This window comes from Rhodococcus sp. ZPP, assembly GCF_017656075.1.
GTDB classification, from domain to species: domain Bacteria; phylum Actinomycetota; class Actinomycetes; order Mycobacteriales; family Mycobacteriaceae; genus Rhodococcus_F; species Rhodococcus_F oxybenzonivorans.
Genome location: NZ_CP058643.1, coordinates 11952 through 31448 on the forward strand (window position 1 = coordinate 11952; position 19497 = coordinate 31448).

Here is a 19497-nt window from a genome sequence, read left to right on the forward strand (position 1 = left end):
GGCCTCGCGAAATCTGGTCGGTAATCTCTCTCTGAGCTGGATGAAACCCGACACGCCTCGTCCCGAGGCGAGTAGGACGACGCGAGGAAAGAGCTGCATGCCGACCACGGTTCACGACATCATCGAGGCGTTCCGCGGTGTGCCGACCACGAACCGGGAACGCGGCGACAAGTTCGAGAAGCTGATGGTCCAGTACCTCAGGCTCGACCCGCTGTACGCGGAGAAGTACTCGGACGTGTGGATGTGGTCGCAGTGGCCCGGCCGCGACGGCAAATCTGACACCGGCATCGACCTGGTCGCCCAGGAACGCGAGACCGGCGAGTACTGCGCGATCCAGTGCAAGTTCTACGAACCCGACCACTACCTGCAGAAGTCGGACATCGACTCGTTCTTCACCGCCTCGGGCAAGGCCCCGTTCACCTCGCGGATCATCATCTCCACCACCGACAAGTGGGGCAAGAACGCCGAGGACGCCCTCGAGAAGCAGCAGATCCCGGTCTCCCGGATCAGCCTCGCCGACCTCGCGCAGGCACCGATCGACTGGGACCTGGCCTGGCCGAAACCCGGGGTCGAACCAGAGCTGAACCTGGCCCCGAAAAAGGAACTTCGCCCGCACCAGAAGGAAGCCGTCGAGCACGTCTTCGACGGGTTCACCACCGCCGACCGCGGCAAGCTGATTATGGCCTGCGGCACCGGCAAGACGTTCACCTCTTTGAAGATCGCCGAGTACACCGCGCAGGCGAAGGGGGCACCGGCCACGGTGCTGTTCCTGGTCCCGTCGATTTCCTTGCTGTCGCAGACGCTGCGGGAATGGTCCGCGAACTGCGTGGTTGACCTGCGTAGCTTCGCCGTCTGCTCCGACGCCAAGGTCGGCAAACGGTCGGACACCGAGGACATCAGCGTCCACGATCTCGCGATCCCCGCCACCACCAACACCGACAAGCTAATCGCGGCGATCAACAAGACCGACGCCGTCAACGAGCTGACGGTGATCTTCTCCACCTATCAGTCCATCGCCGTCGTCTCCGAGGCACAAAAACAGGGACTACCCGAGTTCGACCTGGTGATCTGCGACGAAGCGCACCGCACCACCGGTGTCACCCTCGCCGGCCAGGACGAGTCCCAGTTCGTCCGGGTCCACGACAACACCTACATCCAGGCCGTCAAACGCCTGTACATGACCGCGACACCGCGACTATTCGACGACAACACCAAAACCGAAGCCCAGAACAACAGCGCACTACTCGCGTCGATGGACGACGAAACCCTCTACGGACCCGAGTTCCACCGCCTCGGCTTCGGGGAAGCCGTCGAAAGAGACCTGCTCACCGACTACAAGGTGCTGATCCTCACCGTCGACGAGAAGTACATCGCCAAGTCCCTGCAGGAGCAGGTGGCGGACGAGAACAACGAGATCAACCTCGACGACGCCGTGAAGATCGTCGGCTGCTGGAACGGGCTGGCGAAGCGCTCCGGACAAACCCCCGACGGGAAGGGTTCCCGCCGAACGCCGTTCCCATGCGGCGGGCGGTCGCGTTCTCGCAGTCCATCAAGGCGTCGAAGAAATTGCGCGACAAGTTCACCGAGGTCCTCGACGGCTACGACCCCGCCGACGACGAGGTCCTGCGCTGCGAGATCCGGCACGTCGACGGCACCTACAACGCCCTCGAACGCAACCACGAACTCGAATGGCTCAAGGCGCCCACCGACGACCGGGTGTGCCGGATCCTGACCAACGCCCGCTGCCTCTCCGAAGGCGTCGACGTCCCCAACCTCGATTCCGTGCTCTTCCTCAACCCCCGCAACTCCGTCGTCGACGTCGTCCAGTCCGTGGGCCGGGTGATGCGCAAGGCCGAGGGCAAGGACTACGGCTACATCATCCTGCCCGTGGGAATCCCGTCCGGGATGGCCGCGGAGAAGGCGTTGGCGGACAACAAACGGTACAAGGTCGTCTGGCAAGTCCTGCAGGCCCTGCGGGCCCACGATGACCGCTTCAACGCCACGATCAACAAGATCGACCTGAACAAGAAGAAGCCCGCCAACATCATGGTCGGCACCGTCGGCCTCGACGACGGATCCAGCACCGGCGACAGCAGCGACACCAGCTCGAACGGGGATGGCGCCGAGGAAGCGGCCGGCGCCGCCGCCGCGCAGCAGATGACACTGTTCTCGGTCGAGGAATGGCGCGACGCGATCTACGCGAAGATCGTCACCAAAGTCGGCGAACGCACCTACTGGGAAGACTGGGCCAAGAACGTCGCCCAGATCGCTGAACACCACACCACCCGCATCACCGCACTCCTCGAAACCCCGAACTCACAGGTCGCGAACACTTTCAACGACTTCCTCCTCGGACTGCAGAACAACCTCAACGACGGCATCACCCAAGCCGATGCGATCGACATGCTCGCCCAGCACCTGATCACTCGCCCGGTGTTCGACGCACTGTTCGAGGGCTACGACTTCGCCACCCACAACCCGGTCTCCCAGGTCATGCAGACCATGCTCGACGCCCTCGACGACCAGGCGCTGGAGAAGGAGAACGCCGAACTCGAATCCTTCTACACCAGCGTCCGCCAACGGGCCGAGGGCATCGACAACGCCGAGGGCAAACAGAAGATCATCACCGAACTCTACGAGCGGTTCTTCAAGCTCGCGTTCAAGAAGACCTCCGAGTCCCTCGGGATCGTCTACACCCCGGTCGAGATCGTCGACTTCATCATCCGCAGCGTCGACGACGCCCTACGCGCCGAGTTCGGGGCCTCCCTGTCCGACAAGGGAGTCCACGTCCTGGATCCCTTCACCGGCACCGGCACATTCATCGTCCGGCTCCTGCAGTCCGGACTGATCAAACCCGAGGACCTGCTCTACAAATACACGAACGAACTGCACGCCAACGAGATCCTGCTCCTGGCCTACTACATCGCGGCCATCAACATCGAGGCCACCTTCCACGGCATCGCCGGCGGAGACTACGTGCCGTTCAACGGCATCGTCCTGACCGACACCTTCCAGATCGCCGAGGCCGGCGACACCATGGATGAGCTGATCTTTCCGCAGAACAATGCCCGCGTCGCCCACCAAAAGGGCCTCGATATCCGGGTCATCATCGGTAACCCGCCCTACTCGGCGGGACAGAACAGCCAGAACGACGGCAACCAGAATCTCAAATACCCCACACTGGACGCGTCCATCGCCAAAACCTATGCCAGTAGATCGTCGGCTACGAACAAGAATTCGCTCTACGACTCCTACATCCGGGCGATTCGCTGGGCGTCGGATCGCATCACCGACAACGGCATCGTCGCTTATGTTTCCAACGGTGGCTATATCGACGGCAGCACCGCCGATGGACTCCGCTTGGCGCTTGCCGATGAGTTCAGCAGCCTCTACGTATACAACCTCCGCGGCAACCAACGCACCGCCGGCGAACTGTCCCGCAAGGAAGGGGTAAGGTCTTCGGTGCTGGAAGTCGCAGCACCGTTGCAATCCTCCTCGCCATTAAGAATCCCGCCTCGCCTAGTGCCTGCACGATTCGTTACCGCGACATTGGCGACTACCTCACCCGGGAGGAGAAGCTCGCCACCATCGATAACGCCCACCTCGACACTATCGACTGGCAGACCATCATCCCCAGCTCAGCAGGTGACTGGATCAACCAACGTAGTGCAGCTTTTGACGCATTCATGCCTGTTGGTGACAAGGCGTCGAAGAGCACGGCACTGACTGCATTCAGCGTCTATTCGCGTGGGCTCGAGACAACGAGGGACGCGTGGGTGTACAACTCTTCACGGGTCAAGCTCGAGGACCACGTCCGGCGGATGATTCATTTCTATAGCCAACAGGTCGAAAGCTATGCCGAGCACTGCGCAACGAACGCTGTCACGGATCGCGCGAAGCATGTGGCTAGTTTCCTCGACAATGACCCCACTAAGATCAGCTGGTCATCGAGCTTGCTACCCAAGGTTGCTAAGGGTATGCGACTCAAATATGACCCGGCACGTGTCGTGCTCGCAGCTTACCGGCCGTTCGCCAAACAGAGAGATATTGTCAATACCTGTGGATGAGTGAGTTTCAGGCGACCTCCGATCCGGCGTTGGCGGGCTCGGCAGGTGAGGTGTCGGGGGTGATGTCGGTGGGACGCTCGAGCAGCTTGCCCTTGTGGAACACGGCGCCGGCTCGGACGAGCGCGACCAGATGCGGAGCGTTGACCGCACGCCAGCGAGCCTGTGCGGCGTCGATCAGCTTGTAGGCCATGGCAAGTCCCGCCGCACGGGATCCGGGGCCCTTGGTGACTTTCGTCCTCAAACGCACCGTGGCGAAGGTAGATTCGATGGGATTTGTGGTGCGTAGATGCACCCAGTGCTCGGCCGGGTACTTGTAGAATTCGAGCAGCACATCCGTGTCGTCGGTGATCTTCTTCACCGCCTTCGGATACTTCGCGCCGTAGTCGAGTTCGAAGGCTTTGATCGCCACTTGCGCCTTGTCGATGTCCTCGGCGTTGTAGATTTCCTTCATCGCCGCGAGCGCCCCGGGATGTGCCGTCTTCGGTAGCGCAGCAAGTACATTGGCCTGCTTGTGGAACCAGCACCGCTGCTCCCGGGTTTCGGGAACACCACCCGCAGCGCCCTCCAGAACCCAAGGGCACCGTCACCGACCGCGAGGACCGGGGCGGTCATGCCGCGGCGGCGGCAGTCCCGCAGCAGGTCAGCCCACGACTCGGTGGACTCGCGGTACCCGTCGGTGAGGGCGACGAGCTCCTTGCGTCCGTCCGCACGGACGCCGATCATCACCAGCAGGCACAGTTTGTCCTGCTCGAGCCGCACCTTGAGGTGGATGCCGTCGACCCACACATAGACAAAGTCGGTGCCGGAGAGGTCCCGATCCTGGAAGGCCTTCGCCTCGTCCTGCCACTGCGTCGTCAACCGGGTAATCGAGGCCGCCGAGAGCCCGGCACCCGATCCGAGGAACTGCTCGAGTGCCGGGCCGAAGTCGCTGGTGGAGAGCCCGTGCAGATACAGCAGCGGCAGCACCTCGTTCATCTGCGGGGACTTGCGCACCCAGGCCGGCAGGATCGCGGACGAAAATCGCTGTCGCTCGCCGGTGTCCGGGTCGACGCGCTTGTCGTTGACCCGCGGGGCCTTCACGTTGACCGCACCAGCGGCGGTCAGGACGTCGCGTTCGTGGTGGTAGCCGTTGCGCACCACCAGGCGGCGACCGTTCTCGTCGACCTGGTCAGCGAACTGTTCGATATAGGCGGCGACCTCCGCCTGCAGCGCGGCCGCGAGCATCTGCCGGGCACCGTCACGGACGATCTCGTCGAGCAACGACCGCCCGTCGTCGTCGTCGGAGCGGTCGTTGTCGTGTACTACCGTAAGCACGGGCGTACCTTCCCAACCAGCGTTGCAGCGCTGGCCTTGATCGAATACCTGTTTTCTTGCAGATCATCATCCGGGAAGGTGCGCCCTCCCCGATCCACAGGTATTGATCATTTCTCCCAAACAGAATCTCTACTTCGACGGCGATCTGAACCACCGTGTCGGTCAGCTACCCAAGATGTTCCCCACTCCGGAGCACGACAATATCGGCTTCTATCTCACCGGCGTTGGAGCGCTGAAGCCCTTCGCGACGCTGATGGTGACCGACATTCCGGATCTCAACTTTTGGGGTTCGGAAGGTGGACAATTCTTTCCCGTTACATCTATGTTCCGTCGTCGAGTGAGACCGATCTGTTCTCAAGCGGCGACGACAGTGCCATCACTCGCGTCGACAACGTCACCGACGATATCCTCGCGGACTACCGCAAGTCATACGGTTCTGGTGTGACGAAGGACGAGATCTTCTACTACGTGTACGGCATCCTGCATTCACCGGCGTATCGGAATGAATTTGCCGCGGATCTTAAGAAGATGTTGCCGCGAATCCCGAAAGTCAAGGACTTTCAGGGGTTCTCGAGGGCAGGCCGGGCACTATCGGAACTGCACATCGGATACGAGGGTGTCGAGCCGTACGGACTGGTCGAGACGATCTCCGACGCAGCCCCTGACCGTGAGCTCTACCAGGTTCAGAAGATGGCGTTCGCGAAGGGTAAGGACCGAGCGACGATCATCTACAACAACCACATCACCGTGTCGGGAATCCCCGACGAGGCATACCGCTACACGCTCGGCGCGAAATCCGCGATCGACTGGATCATGGAGCGTTACCAAGTCACTGTCCACAAGGACAGTCAGATCCGAAATGATCCCAATGACTGGGCAACCGAGCACGGCCAGCCCCGCTACATCTTGGACCTGCTCAAACGCATCGTGACGGTCAGTGTGGAGACGATGAACATCGTCGACAACCTGCCTGATCTGGAGTTGCTTGTTCAGTAGTCGCTTTCAGCGCGGCCGCGAAGGGGTCCTATACGGAAGGGCCGACACACCAAGGAGACCAGTTGTCAGACTTCCAATTCAACGAACGCGAGTTCGAGCTAGTCGCGAAAGCGAGCGTGGAGCAATCGCTGCAAAAAGTTATGGATCGGTTGCAGCGTGAATGCGAGGGCAAGTCTGTCGAGGAGGCGAAACAGCGTCTGGCAAAGGCGTGGGAGGATGCTACAGATGGGAAGATCACTGATCCCGAGCTGACGACGTACGCCAAGGAATTGGCAGTCGGCAACCGGGTCATCATCAGGCTCAAGTAGCCGGGCGGTAAGACACCAGGCGTCCCCGGCAAGGTTATAGTCCCGAGCGAGAGGATTCGTTCGCGGCACCTTATGTCAACCTTGGGCAGCCGATGGCCGGCGTCTAATTTCAGCAGTGGTCCACCCAGCCCGCCATGACATGACGGGGGGCTTCAGGCTGGCGCTTCAAGAAAATCACGTTGCAATTAAGTCAGTTCACGTCTGGGAGGCATCCCTCATTTCGGAACTGAATCGATGCGAAACATCAAGGGGTGTTGGACCGTCAGGGAGGATGAGGACATGTTGGACAACGAGGGGACCGGCCAGTGACCGCACCCGACGACCTAGACGAGCAGTTGGCCACCGCACGGGACACGCTCCACACGCTTCGCCGTACCGTGCTCGACCTCGCCCGCGAGTATCAGGCGCTCACAGCCGTGAACCTGGATACCGACACACTCGGGCACCCGATCACCGCTGCGGAAGCACTCAACGCCGCCCGCGACGCTCTGGCCGATGTGGAACGGGCCCTGGTAATGGCCGACGACGCGGCCGACATTGCCCAGCGGTACACATCGCGGCTAAAGGCGCGATGATCGGCCAGTGATAGCCGCACGCCGGCCCCGTGCATAGTTATGCGCTTCTATGCAGTGGTTCTCATTCGGTCGATTCCGGCCGACGAATCGAGCCCAACTGCCTAACCCGGATCTTGGGCGCCTCTGACATCAGCTGAATTAGTTGATGACTTTGATGCCCGGCCCGCGATGAACGCGGCAACCAAAGCGAGTGTCAGCGTAAGTCTCCGCGCCAGGTGCTCGCAGGACGTGACCTCTGGTGTGTTCGTCGGTGGCGGTGGCGGCGGCGGTGGCGGTGGCGTGGGGTCCGACGTGGGACGCGCCTGCCGCTCGTCGCCGAGTTTGCCTACAGCAAAGCCAAGCAGGACGCTGAACAGCAATATTGCCGTCACGTTTGATCCTGCGACTACCACTCTGCCCCAACCTGACGTCGCGGGATACGAGTTGCCGAGGGTGGCCATGTTATTCCACGTCATGTGGAGGAAATCATCCCAAGAATCCAGAGGGGTGGTCCATACCCGCTCGGGCCGACGAGCTCAGCGCAGATTGTAAAGATGGCGACGCTCTGGATGGTGTACATCGCGAGTGTTACCAGCGTCGACGGCACGTCGACGAAGATTCGATTCATGATGACTTCCACTGACTGCGAGAGAATCTCGACCATCCGGAGGACTACCACAACAAGAACAAATCCTGTCCAAAAGTCCCAGAGCCATGTGTCGTCGGGGCGAAACGTGTAAACACCGGAAACAAGAACGGCCGTGGTTAGGATCAAATAGCTCTCAAGCAAGCAGCTGACTATCGTGTCCGCAGATTTTTCGCGCTTCTCGTTTTTCGCCCATCTCCGCACGCCGATGCGCACCCAAGACGACGGCAGCCCCATGAGCGCTATCCCATAGACCCAATAAGCGGCAGGAACCAGCATCCTGCTCCTATATTGGCGAGACTCCTCCCGTAGCTTGAAGCATTCGGCGAGAAATTTGCGGAACAGCAACACGATCATCAAGGTCGCTCCGCAAACCACCCACCACATCATCACTGGGTCATACCCGACATCGCCATGATTCATACCCGACATTCACCGGATGCGTGCCCGGGAGCCTTCGCCAATGTTCGTGCCTTGACTCACCGTCAAGGCCGTGGAATCAATCGCTATCAACGTTCGGCGCATCTTGAGTCACCTCGCCGTGTGACTGAACGCTGCGATTCATCTCGCATGGGCGGGTATTGCCTGTAGGTATCTCGTGGACCCACTGATCGAAATCGTTCGTATGCGGCCGGCGAATTCACCGGTTGATCGATGTGACCGCCGGTGTCGAGCGAGCGCACCAGCGGGTGGAAGGGTCGGCCACCCGACACGGGTCATCGACGCACTCCTGCACACTCTGGTAGGACGAGCGCCGGTGCCACACTGGCGGCATGACTTTCACCGTGACGCATCGATCATTCGACCAACTCTCGGAGTTCGCCGTGACCGACTTCGGCCCCGACGACTCCTACAGCATCCACGACAGCGGCGCCCTCGTCATCGTCCGGGCTCACCAGGAACTGATCTACGCGCCCGGTAGCTGGTTCCTGGTGGAGCGGGCCGACGTCGCCGAGGACGAGTCGGCAGGCAACTACATGTGACCCGGGGAGCGACGCCGCGCGACCCTGCCGTCCCACGGCGTCGGCAGCCTCACCACCGCGACGCGAATCCGGCCGACGCCGAGGCTGCGACGCCCTATCTCACTTACCCGTCCCGCTCACCGGGCGTCAAACGGAGCGGCCCCGAATTCCGGCTGACCGTATTCGATCCTTTGTGGGCGCAAATCGAGCCTGTCGGGGCGTGGTTGGGTGACCTCGGCCGAGGGCCGGCCGAAAACCCTGCCAAAACCAGATCGTTCGAAACCGCCACTCGACACGTTTTCGGACGGCCCGATAGGATCAAGATCAACAGAGACCGACGAACACGGATTCGGTGACCTCCTTCGCCCGGCGCACACCGTCGACGCGGCAGAGACGATCTGAGCCTGATTTCACCGAGGGGGACCCCTGCTATGCCGATTCCGAGTGACATCCCGCGCCAGCCGGCGCGCCCGCTGAGTCCGACAGACGTCGAGATCGAACTCGCCGGAATCAAGGCCGGCCTGGAGATGGGCGGGCTCGAGTTCACCGATCTCGCCGAGCAGACCGCCCGATCGGTCCTCATCGGGGAGTTGACCGGCGAGGAAGCGATCGCCCGCAACCTTGCGGAGCTGAATCGGCGCTTGGCGCAGTGACCGATCCGTACCACGACCCGGAGACCCACGTCCTGCGGAACCGCCTCGGCTACACCGACGCCCAGGCGCTTGCGCAGGCCGAGACCATCGTGGCCGCCGGGCACATGGCGGAATTGGTCGTCCGTCCGATCGACGGCCGGTTCGATTTCGAACATCTGCAGGCCATCCACCGAGCGCTCCTCAGCGACATCTACAGCTGGGCCGGTGAGATTCGCACCGTGGCCACCAGCCCAGGCGACCTCGGAATCGCCCATGACCCGCCCGAATCGATCGCTGCCGAGTCGGAGCGAATCTTCCGAGAGATCGCAGAGGGTGACTACCTCCGCGGCCGCGACCACGGAGAATTCACCACCGGACTCGCCGAGCACTGGGGCGACATGACAAGCCTGCATCCCTTCCTCGACGGCAACTCGCGCACCCAACAGGTGTTTTTCGACCAACTCTCCCACGAGGCAGGATGGGGAATCGACTGGCGCGATCTCTCGGTCCCTGCACTCCAATCCGCCCGCAACATCGCCTATCTCGACGGCGGCACCGTCCTCGCCGATGTCATCGGCCCGGCCGTACGTCCCGCCGACGAGGTGCCTCCACACGCGCTACTCGGCGGGCCCCACCGCGAGGCCGACCTGACGATGACCGAGCACTGGCAGCGGATGCTCGACCACCTAGACTCTGACACCCGGACCCCATACACCTGGCCCGGCCGCGCCGCCGCCCAGCACGACACGGATCCGAAAACCAACTACGACACAACAACATCCGCGCGCGAGCACGAGGAGCGCGGCGCCGCGCTCGAGCGGGAGACCCAGGTTCAACGAGAGGCGGAGCGCGTCCGTGCCGCCAAGCGCCTCCAGGAGATCCGCCGCAATTTACCGCCCATCACGAGACCGACAGGACCACACCTATGAGCGTCATCGGCTACGCCAGGGTTAGTACCCTCGAGCAGAATCCCGAGCTTCAGGAGCACGCGCTGCGCGAGGCCGGCGCGATCAAGGTCTTCACCGACTTCGAATCCGGCGCCAAGACCGACCGCGCACAGCTCCGCGCCTGCCTGGACTATCTACGCGACGACGCCGGTGACGTCCTGGTGGTGTGGAAACTAGACCGGCTCGGCCGATCCTTGAGCGATCTCATCGACACCGTCAACGCTCTCGGGGAGCGCGGCGTCGCCTTCCGCTCGCTCACCGAAGGATTCGACACCACCACCGCCGGTGGCGAATTCCTGTTCCACATCCTCGGCGCCCTCGCGCAGATGGAACGACGGATGATCCGCGAACGCACCATGGCCGGCCTCGACGCCGCCCGACGGGAGGGACGCATCGGCGGCCGCCCCACCGTCATGACCCCGACCGCATCGAAACCGCGAGAATGCTGCGTGAACAGGGCAAGTCATACGACGCGATCGCCGACACGCTCCGTGTCGGACGATCCTCGGTGCGTCGTGCGCTCAGCGTGTCGTAACCGTCGCAACTTCCCGCGCAAGCTTCTTCTGTCGCCCGGACCGCAGGTCTTTCGCCATCATCACAAAGACCCAGCACAAGATCAGCACCGCGATCAGGAACGTGCCGACGGCCGCCATCAATGGATCGGGCATATGTGCAATGTTGACCCAACAGTCCTGTGCCGAATGGGCGATCACAAGTGGCAGCAGTCGGCCGAACCGGAGAAAGAGCCACACCGCGACGCCACCCCACAGCGCGCCCCACGTGATTGCGGCGATTCCGCCGGGAACCAGTGACGACCAAAACGGAAGATGCAGACCTGGTGAACTGTTGTTGCCGTAGTAGATATGCCCCAGCCCGCGAAGCAGGGCAGACGTCGCGATCACCATTACCACTGTTCGCGCCCCGAAATCCTGTAGTGGTTTGGCCCGCCCAGACTTCGAGCGGGCGGCAGCGAACAGCATCACTGGAATAGCGGCGAACAGTATCTCCTCGAACGGGCCGGCGAACAGACCGCCGGCCAGACTCCGGAGCCACCCGTTCCAGCCCGGAGCCAACGGAATCTGTGCCGACGGAACCACGTTCCAGTCCGCCAGAAAGCCGTACGTCACATTCGCAATCCACGTTGCCGCGATCCATGCCCCAGCAACCATCCACGCTGTATTCGTGACAGCGAATCTGCCCGACGACTGGTCGGCCCGGAAATTGTCCGGATCATTGGTGGGGAATCCGCTCTGGTGGAGCGAAAGATTAAGCCACTGGCGAACACACCGCCACAGGAAGACCGCCGCCATCGCACCCGTGGCGAACGAGACCACGCTCATCGCCAGCATCGAGGTGCTCAGTGGTTGCGGTGTCTCGTTGCCGAACCACCAACGCCCGACATTCACCACTGTGGGCACACCCAGCAACGTCCAGTAGCCGGCCGCCGCCACGAGAACCTTGGCGCTCGTCGATCGCGGCAGCACAGTCGATCGTATAAACGTCATGATCAGCACGGCCAGGCAGACTAGGGTCATCGCCCAGGCTGCCAGGACCGTAATCCGGGACTCTGCAGAACCGGCGGCGTCGAGTAGATCCCTTCGAATGAAGTCGACGGCCGCGTGACCGATGCATGACAGCGCTAACCCCCACACCCACCTAGCTTCGACCCGCCCAGGACTGTCTTTGATCACGAGATTCCTCCCCGTTTCGTTCCGACGTCGGACCGTCCGATGCCGAGAGTGAAACCAGCACGGCCGACGTCATTGCAGCCCAGGCGTACACGGCATCGACAAACGTGCATGATCCGTTCTTCCGCTGGACGGTGCAGATCAGCGACAAGCGCCCTCCCTCAGTACCTGTCGAAGGCGATTGTGCCGGGCCTCACCGACACCGACAGGACACATCACTTGTTGGCTTGCACCGACGGCAATGCTGGTGCTCTTGTAGGGTCTCGCTGCCAGTGGCATTTCGAGACGCCGCGCTCTGCGGACGTGTTGCTTGTCTCACGGCGTGGCCACAGCAATCTGTCTCAAGACCGTGGCATTTCCTCAGTCACTACGAAGCGAGACGGGCCGTGCCGATGCCCTGGCCGCGACGGCGATCAGGACGCCCTGACACCCACACCGGGGAGTGGGTGGCGATCCCGTAAGCGGATCGATGACCGGGACATCGCCTGGAGCGGGTCACGGCAGAGGGCGTTGGCCGCACTCGATTCGTTGTTTCCGCACCCTGAACTCGTCCTCCGAAATCTCTGCCAACCCCGGCACCGTAGGGCCTGCCCATCCACCGTCGACGGTGGATGGGCAAAACTCGACGGCAAAGCTCGCTGGCTCATCCTCGAGACCCACCCAATCCACCTGGACGTGTTGCAGCGTCGGGTCGGTGATTCGTCCTGGATGCCCATGAAATAGCAGGGCAGGTCGCGACGCCGGATTGAGAATGTCGCGGTCGGTGTCCTGCCCCCTATAGGCCACCGGAGTACCGCGCTGTATCCGATTCGTCGCGATCGCCTCTTCCCGCTCCACTCAGTCAGTATCCGTGCCACTCGAGCGACCCGGCGAAGGAATCGCCCACGGAATGGACGAGGATGGCCAACCGCCCTGCCGGGAGCGATTGACGGTCACCGATAGCGGATGGATCGCCGGTCAGATCCCGACACGGCTACCTGCACTCTGGGGAGATCCGTCATCGGTGGGATCAACCAGAGATTCGGGTCCGGGCCAAATATGATGGCGGAACTTGTTTCTGGGGTTTTGGGGGGACGGATGGATCCGCATGGAGGAAACGCAGGCACTACCGGACGGGGAGGTGTGCGTGCGTTGTGGCCGTATGTGCGTGAGCATCGCCGGCTGCTCGGGGCGGCAGCGGTGTTCTCCATTGCCGCAGCAGGACTGAGTCTGGCGCAACCGGTGCTGGTGGGCCGGATCATCACCGCCGTCGGAGACGGTGCCCCGCTCAGCGGCCTGGTGTGGGCGCTGGTCGGGCTCCTCGCCGCCGGCGCCGTCCTCGCCACGATCCAGTACTACCTGCTGCAACGCACCGCCGAGAGTGTGGTGCTCACCGCCCGCACCGAGCTGATCGGGCACCTGCTGCGGTTGCCGATGAGCGAGTACCGCAGCCGCCACGTCGGGGACCTGGTCTCCCGGGTCGCCTCGGACACCACCCTGCTGCGGGCCGCACTCACCGACGGTGTCGTCGAACCCCTCGGCGGGATCCTCGTCCTGGTCGGCGCGCTGACCGCGATGATGCTGCTCGACCCCGTCCTGGCCGGCGTCACCGTCCTCGTCGTCGCGATCGTGGTCGCAGCGTCACTTCATATCACCCGGCGGCTGAGAGCGTTGACGTTCGAGACCCAGTCCCGGCTCGGGGACCTGACGGGCGATCTGAACCAAACCCTGTCGGCGATCAGCGTCATCCGCGCCAACGGGGCCACCGACCGCGTGCAGGCCCGGCTCGGCGACCGGGTCCGATCAGCGTTCGACGCCGGCATCTCTGCGGCTCGATCCGGCGCCGCGATCCAACCGCTCCGGCAGACCACCGGCCACGCCTCGCTGCTCGTCGTCCTCGGCGTCGGCGGCTACCGGGTGGCCACCGGGCATCTGTCGGTCGCCGAGCTGGTCACGTTCATCCTGTTCATGCTGTTGTTCATGGGCCCGGTCAACACCGCCTTCACCGCGGTGCAGTCCCTCGCTGCGGCCCTCGGTGCACTGCAACGCATCACCGACATCCAGCAGATTCCCGCCGAGGACGCCGCCGACATCATCACCCACCCGACACTCCCAGCACCGTCGGCGGCGCCGATGGTCCGATTCCGCGACGCCCGGTTCGGGTACCGCCCCGACCATCCCGTCCTCGACTCGGTGAGCTTCACCGTCGCACGCGGCTCCCGGACCGCGATCGTCGGACTCTCCGGCGCCGGCAAATCCACCCTCCTCGCCCTCATCGAACGGTTCTACGACCTCGACCGGGGCCGCATCGAACTGGCCGGGGTGGACATCACCGCCCTGCCGCGCACCGTCCTGCGCTCGCAGCTGGGGTACGTGGAACAGAACGCGCCCGCGATCTCGGGCACCGTCCGCGAGAACCTCACCCTCGCCGCCCCGCAGGTGACGGATCTGGAGTGCTGGACGGCCCTGGACAGAGTCAACCTGCGCGACCGGATCGACACCGAGGCCGACGGTTTGAACGCGCAGATCGGTGAGCACGGCGTCCGCTTGTCCGGTGGTGAGCGGCAACGGTTGGCGATCGCCCGCACGCTGCTTGCCCGGCCACCGCTGCTGCTGTTGGACGAGCCGACATCGAGCCTGGACAGTCGCAACGAGGAAATCTTCCAGACCGCGCTCGAGGCCACCGGATCCGATCAGACCGTCGTCATCGTCGCGCACCGGCTCGCGACGGTGAAGAACGCCGACCAGATCATCGTCCTCGACCACGGGCAGGTCCACGCGGTCGGCACCCACAACGAGCTACTCAGCACCAGCGAGCTCTACCGCGAACTCGCCCATCACCAATTGATCGGCACCCCGAACTAAACCCGCGGGACGCAGCCACCGGTCTCCGGCATCAAAACGAGGCGGCGGCAACCGGGTGCCTATCCCGAAAGCGGAACCCGCACTGGCACGTCGAAAGCCGGCCGTTGACCGGAAGTCGCTGACCAGCGCCGTTCCGGTAGCCCCGTCCGGTGATGGTTTTGCTTTCGGGGGGCGTCAATCGGGACCACGACGATCTGGATCACGCCGAAGTGGGCGAGTCTCACCACGATGGCGGATCCGCCACCGGCCCGCCACTCGCCGTGAGATCCCGTCGCCAGATTCGAGACCAGCCACGCCGCCACGTCGAATGCAATCTCACCCAACGGCCAACTGGCCACTGAGTGGCCATCCCAGATGAGATTTGGCCATCACTCTCAAGACCCTCAGCTCTGCTCCGCTGGCGCCCAGAGGGAAGACTCTTGCTGTTTTGCCTCCTGGCGTTCAGAATTCTGACCGGCGGTGACCTTCGCGCAACCCCTGGCGGCGCGGGCGCGCGCACAAGGCTCCGAAACCTCTCTCGGCTCGCACGCTCCCCGAGAGAACTTTCCCGGCCCAGAGGTATGCACTCCCGGCCCCTAGCCGGTCCGACTTTTCCCTGCCAGAAGGGCAAAAGAACGGTCGGGGCACCCGGCCACCGGTTCAGCGCAAAGGGGAGAACTCATGGGAGCCACCAAGAAGGACAGCACCGACCGGGCCGAGGCGCGCCGCCAGCTCGCCGCGCAGCTGCACGAGACCATCACCGCGAAGGTCGACGCCCTGACCGACTCGGAGCAGTGGGCCGCCTACCTTACCGGCGCTTCCGCGTTCCACTCCTACAGCTTCAACAACGTGTTGCTGATCATGGCCCAGCTCCCGTACGCGACCCAGGTTGCCGGGTTCCGCAAGTGGCAGGAACAGGGACGTCAGGTCCGCAAGGGTGAGAAGGCCATCCGCATCTTCGGTTACAGCTCCCGCACGGTCACCGAGACCGACCCTGCCACCGGAGAAGAGAGCAAGCGCAAGGTGCCGACCTACCCGGTGCTGTCGGTGTTCGACATCTCCCAGACCGACCAGATCGAGGGACACCCGCAACCTGAGCCGATCGCCCGCCGCCTCGAGGGCGAGGACACCGCCGCGATCCTCGACCGGGTCCGCGACATCATGACCGGCCAGGGGTGGACCGTGACCCGCGAGACCATCCCCGGCACAACCAACGGATACACCACCCTGGACGGATCCCGTCGCATCGTCGTCGACTCGACCCTGAGCGCGGCGCAGGCCGCCAAGACCATGATCCACGAGGCCGCACACGCGTTGATGCACGCCGCCGACGACGTCAACCCGGCCGAGTTGCACCGGGGCCGCGCCGAAGTCGAAGCCGAATCCGTGGCGTACGTGCTCGCTGGCCTCTTCGGCCTGGACACCAGCGAGTACAGCATCGGCTACATCGCCACGTGGGCGAACGGGGACACCGCCGCTGTCGCCGAGACCGCGCGCACAGTGCTTGCGGCCGTGCACACCCTCGCCGCCGCACTCGACGCCGACACCGACGAAAGCGAGACCACCACGGCCGCGTAAGACCGCAGACCGAGGTCCCCGAGCCGGGAAGGTTCGGGGACCTCGGTTGGGTAAGGCTGCACGATCCCTGCGGCGGGGTGTGTCACCTCCCCTGCGGTCCGGTGGGGGCCACCTGCGGTGTCCTCTGAATCGAGCTCCGCTGCGCTCCGCCCTGGGAGGAAGAACATCGTTCTTTTGACCTGCTGGCCTTCCGATTCTGATCGACGGCGGCCGGGGAACAACCCCTGGCGGCTGCGCCGGCCTTCGGCTCCGAACAAGTTTTCGCGACTCGCAGGCTCCCCGCGAAAACTTCTTCGGCCCAGGGGTTGCACCCCGTCCTGATACCGCCGATCCGACTCTCCCTTGCCAGCAGGCGCAAAAAGAACGATCAGGGGCCGCAGGTGCCTGGTCCGCCGACACTTCCAAGGAGCTTTTTGATGATCCGTCTTACCACCGCCACCGATGTTCTCACCGCGATCCCCGCGTTGCTGGGATTCACTCCGGTGCAGTCAATCGTGACGATTCTGCTCGGGGGGGAGTCCGAGGTCGACGGAATGACCGGAGCCCGCCTCGTGCTCGTGTCCCGGTACGATGCCGACCAGGACGCCGAGATTCCGGCCGAACGGTTGTGCGGCATCGCCGCCCGCGAGAACGTCACCGGCGTGATCCTCACCGTGGTCGCGGGCGGAACCGGTGCGGCCACCGCCCTCGACAACATGACATCGCTGCGCGACCGCCTCGAGGCCGAGGGCGTCGCTCCGATGCTGTCGTTGTACACCGCGGAACTCACCGAGGGCGCAATGTGGGTCAACCTCGACACGCTCGAGCGCGGCGCAGTCCCGGACCCGACCACCTCCGCCGTCCACGCGGCCGCAGTGTTCGACGGTCGCAACGTGGCCACCTCACGCGCTGCGGTCGCCGCCCGCTACGGTCTTGCCGCCGAGGCGGATCCCCGCATCGCGGCCCGGGTCGCTGCCGAGCAGGGTGACGACTTCGCGCGCGCAACGATCACCGAGTTCGCCGTCGTCATCCGTAACGGTGAAATCCCCAGCGCCGATCTCGCCGCCCGCGTCGGACTGGTCGCCGCGAGCGGACCGACGCAGCGCGACGCGTTTCTCGGACTCGCCCACTACGGCGCGGCCGAGGCACACGCGGCAATGATCCTGGTCGCCACCCAGGTACGCGGCCACGCCCGCGTGCAAACCCTCACCATCACCGCCTACTTCGCCTACATCGCCGGAACCGGCCCGGATGCGGGCATTGCAATCGACGCCGCCCGAGCCAGCGCCGAGGATGCACCCGAGGCGGAGACCCGGTTGCTCGATCTGCTCGACATTGCATGGCACCGCGCAATGCACCCGGACACGATCGCCGGACTCACCGCCGCCGGGATCGAGAGTGCACAAAAGTTGGGTGTCGAGTTCGACTGACATCGACAAACGAAAGGCGCGCCCCCGAACGGCTTAGGTTCGGGGGTGCGCCTTCGGTGAGTGTAGAGGGTGTTCGGGCATCGAGCCCGAACACCCTCCGCGCCTGCGTCACGAGCAACACACCTCGTGACGCGCGGGCCGCGTCTAGAGCAGACCGCGCAGCGCGTCCGGGTTCGGAAACGCCATGTCGAGGCCGGCGGCAGTGCGGTGCAACGGCCCGGCGGACTGGCCTGCAACGATCGCTTCCAAGTCGGCATCTGGCACGGACCAGGTGTGCTTGGTCGCCTGATACAACGCAGCCTCGACCGTCGAACGTTGCACGACTGCTTCGTTTTCGTTCATGATCTCCCCTTCTCACCTAACGCTTCCCGACGCCGGCCGGGCGGGTTCTTGTTGTTCAGAACAGTGTCGGGACGTCGCTGTGCAAAAGGGCGTGCTGCACCTTTTCGTCGTCCCACCCGTTTCGCACTGCCTCCCGCAATGCTCGCGAGCGGGCGGCGCGTGCTGCACGGTCGGGTCCGTACCAATGCCAGGTCTGGCCGCGCCCGCCGCCGCGGCCCTTCGCACCCATGCCGGCGAGGTTTTGCGCTTGCGTGCCGAGTACGACGTGCGGACGACCTAACGTTTCCGACGACGCCCGAACACAGATCGGGTTGTCGCAGACTTCGTGCAACGCAACCTCGTCGGCGTTCAGCGGTCGACCGAGTTCGATCGCCAACGCGTACCGGTGCGGGCGCACCACCTTCTGTCTGCCGTTGCGCGAGACCCAAAATCTGCCGTACCCGTCGTCAGACACGGCGGCGGCGTAGATCCAACAGTCGCGTTCGCCGGGGCCCCGGACCACATGGTTCCAGAAGCGTCGTTGTTCGGCGGCGTCGCCCACCACGAGTGTCTCACCCATGATGTTGCCCGCGGCGCGGTTCCGCCCCATCGGTGTGAGCAGCCCACCACAAATCGGGACAGCCGGGACCCTCGTGTGGATGGCACACAGATCTGGCCCTCCGGGTCTGTGTCCCACCCACAGTCGGCGCCTGCCCCGAGATGGGGAGGGTCGCATCCGTGGCCGGCTTCCGGTGCATCGTGGCGGTCAGGACGCGAGCGCGTCGGACGAACCCAACGGCTCCGGAGTCACTTCGGTCTTGGTGGTGGGTTCAGCAGTTGCAGATCGATCCGTCGCGGTGGCGGATTCCACAGTCTTCTCGGCGGTCTTCTTCTCCGCCGGGGAGCTGCTGTGTGTCGTCTTCAGCAGTGCATTCACCTCGCGAGTGGTGAGCCCGGTCAGGGTAGCGAGATCGGCCACCGTCTCCCCGCGCCCGCGAATCGCCGCGAGAGCTGAGGATCGTGTCGCGGTGACCTTGCCGGTGGCCTTGTCGTAGTCACTGTGGGCCTTGGTGATCGCCGCATCGCGTTCGTCGGCAGCAGCTGTGAGCGCGTCCTCGGTTTCGAAGAACGTCGCGAGGTCAGCCTCGTTGGCCTGCTCCCGCTTACGTTGCTCAGCCAGCTTCGCCGCCATCTGCTCGCGAGCCCGCTGACGCGCTTTGACTGCGGAGTCCTTCTTTGCCATGCCGTACTC

At 63.8% G+C, this 19497-nt stretch carries 15 protein-coding genes and 3 pseudogenes; 12 read left to right on the forward strand and 6 right to left on the reverse strand.

The features are described from left to right. Positions 1 to 97: 97 nt before the first annotated feature. Positions 98 to 4040, forward strand: a pseudogene (locus HYG77_RS38795) (DEAD/DEAH box helicase family protein); the annotation flags it as partial. 34 nt (positions 4041 to 4074) lie between these two features. On the opposite strand, the pseudogene HYG77_RS38800 reads toward HYG77_RS38795, so the two are convergent. Beyond that, positions 4075 to 5381, reverse strand: a pseudogene (locus HYG77_RS38800) (IS256 family transposase). A 103-nt stretch (positions 5382 to 5484) separates the two neighbouring features. On the opposite strand from HYG77_RS38800, the gene HYG77_RS40500 reads away from it, so the two are divergent. The 4 genes from HYG77_RS40500 to HYG77_RS38815 all read left to right on the forward strand — a co-directional run bounded on the left by HYG77_RS40500 (position 5485) and on the right by HYG77_RS38815 (position 7260). Continuing rightward, complete coding sequence (locus HYG77_RS40500) at positions 5485 to 5826, forward strand: type ISP restriction/modification enzyme (protein ID WP_244461615.1); 342 nt, start codon at positions 5485 to 5487, stop codon at positions 5824 to 5826. After that, entirely contained in the window at positions 5757 to 6377 is a 621-nt protein-coding gene (locus HYG77_RS38805; protein ID WP_244461618.1) for a type ISP restriction/modification enzyme, read from the forward strand. Before HYG77_RS40500 ends, HYG77_RS38805 begins: the two co-directional genes overlap by 70 nt. 62 nt (positions 6378 to 6439) lie before the next feature. After that, complete coding sequence (locus tag HYG77_RS38810) at positions 6440 to 6685, forward strand: hypothetical protein (RefSeq protein WP_208964581.1); 246 nt, start codon at positions 6440 to 6442, stop codon at positions 6683 to 6685. A gap of 305 nt (positions 6686 to 6990) precedes the next feature. Beyond that, positions 6991 to 7260 carry a hypothetical protein gene (locus HYG77_RS38815; protein ID WP_208964582.1) on the forward strand — a complete coding sequence of 90 codons (270 nt, stop codon included), beginning with the start codon at positions 6991 to 6993 and terminating at the stop codon, positions 7258 to 7260. A gap of 451 nt (positions 7261 to 7711) precedes the next feature. On the opposite strand, the gene HYG77_RS38820 is transcribed toward HYG77_RS38815, so the two are convergent. Further along, on the reverse strand, positions 7712 to 8242 hold the full coding sequence (locus HYG77_RS38820; RefSeq protein ID WP_208964583.1) for a hypothetical protein: 531 nt from the start codon (positions 8240 to 8242) through the stop codon (positions 7712 to 7714). 416 nt (positions 8243 to 8658) lie between these two features. Between HYG77_RS38820 and HYG77_RS38825 the strand changes: the two genes are divergently transcribed. The 4 genes and pseudogenes from HYG77_RS38825 to HYG77_RS38840 all read left to right on the forward strand — a co-directional run bounded on the left by HYG77_RS38825 (position 8659) and on the right by HYG77_RS38840 (position 10961). Beyond that, a complete protein-coding gene (locus tag HYG77_RS38825; RefSeq protein WP_206004663.1) occupies positions 8659 to 8868 on the forward strand; it encodes a hypothetical protein in 210 nt (69 codons plus the stop codon). A 410-nt stretch (positions 8869 to 9278) separates the two neighbouring features. Next, positions 9279 to 9500 (forward strand): hypothetical protein, encoded by a 222-nt coding sequence (locus HYG77_RS38830; RefSeq protein ID WP_208964584.1) that lies wholly within the window; start codon positions 9279 to 9281, stop codon positions 9498 to 9500. After that, on the forward strand, positions 9497 to 10408 hold the full coding sequence (locus tag HYG77_RS38835) for a Fic family protein (protein WP_208964585.1): 912 nt from the start codon (positions 9497 to 9499) through the stop codon (positions 10406 to 10408). Before HYG77_RS38830 ends, HYG77_RS38835 begins: the two co-directional genes overlap by 4 nt. Beyond that, positions 10405 to 10961 (forward strand): annotated as a pseudogene (locus HYG77_RS38840) (recombinase family protein). The gene HYG77_RS38835 and the pseudogene HYG77_RS38840 overlap by 4 nt, the downstream one beginning before the upstream one ends. Here the strand turns inward: HYG77_RS38840 and HYG77_RS38845 are convergent. After that, complete coding sequence (locus HYG77_RS38845) at positions 10948 to 12117, reverse strand: CPBP family glutamic-type intramembrane protease (RefSeq protein WP_208964586.1); 1170 nt, start codon at positions 12115 to 12117, stop codon at positions 10948 to 10950. The pseudogene HYG77_RS38840 and the gene HYG77_RS38845 overlap by 14 nt on opposite strands. Positions 12118 to 13236: 1119 nt before the next feature. Between HYG77_RS38845 and HYG77_RS38850 the strand changes: the two genes are divergently transcribed. The 3 genes from HYG77_RS38850 (at position 13237) to HYG77_RS38860 (ending at position 17924) form a co-directional block, all read left to right on the forward strand. Beyond that, a complete protein-coding gene (locus tag HYG77_RS38850; protein WP_208964587.1) occupies positions 13237 to 14958 on the forward strand; it encodes an ABC transporter ATP-binding protein in 1722 nt (573 codons plus the stop codon). Positions 14959 to 15618: 660 nt separating this feature from the next. Further along, entirely contained in the window at positions 15619 to 16515 is an 897-nt protein-coding gene (locus HYG77_RS38855; RefSeq protein WP_208964588.1) for an ArdC-like ssDNA-binding domain-containing protein, read from the forward strand. A 416-nt stretch (positions 16516 to 16931) separates the two neighbouring features. After that, the gene (locus tag HYG77_RS38860; RefSeq protein ID WP_208964589.1) at positions 16932 to 17924 is read left to right on the forward strand and encodes a DUF4192 domain-containing protein; all 993 of its coding nucleotides are present in this window, start codon (positions 16932 to 16934) and stop codon (positions 17922 to 17924) included. A 144-nt stretch (positions 17925 to 18068) separates the two neighbouring features. Here HYG77_RS38860 and HYG77_RS38865 read toward each other — a convergent pair whose 3' ends face one another. The 3 genes from HYG77_RS38865 to HYG77_RS38875 all read right to left on the reverse strand — a co-directional run bounded on the left by HYG77_RS38865 (position 18069) and on the right by HYG77_RS38875 (position 19488). Then, the gene (locus HYG77_RS38865) at positions 18069 to 18266 is read right to left on the reverse strand and encodes a hypothetical protein (protein ID WP_208964590.1); all 198 of its coding nucleotides are present in this window, start codon (positions 18264 to 18266) and stop codon (positions 18069 to 18071) included. Between the two features lie 55 nt (positions 18267 to 18321). Further along, the gene (locus HYG77_RS40505; RefSeq protein WP_244461616.1) at positions 18322 to 18855 is read right to left on the reverse strand and encodes a hypothetical protein; all 534 of its coding nucleotides are present in this window, start codon (positions 18853 to 18855) and stop codon (positions 18322 to 18324) included. Between the two features lie 156 nt (positions 18856 to 19011). After that, complete coding sequence (locus tag HYG77_RS38875; protein ID WP_208964591.1) at positions 19012 to 19488, reverse strand: hypothetical protein; 477 nt, start codon at positions 19486 to 19488, stop codon at positions 19012 to 19014. Positions 19489 to 19497 lie beyond the last annotated feature (9 nt).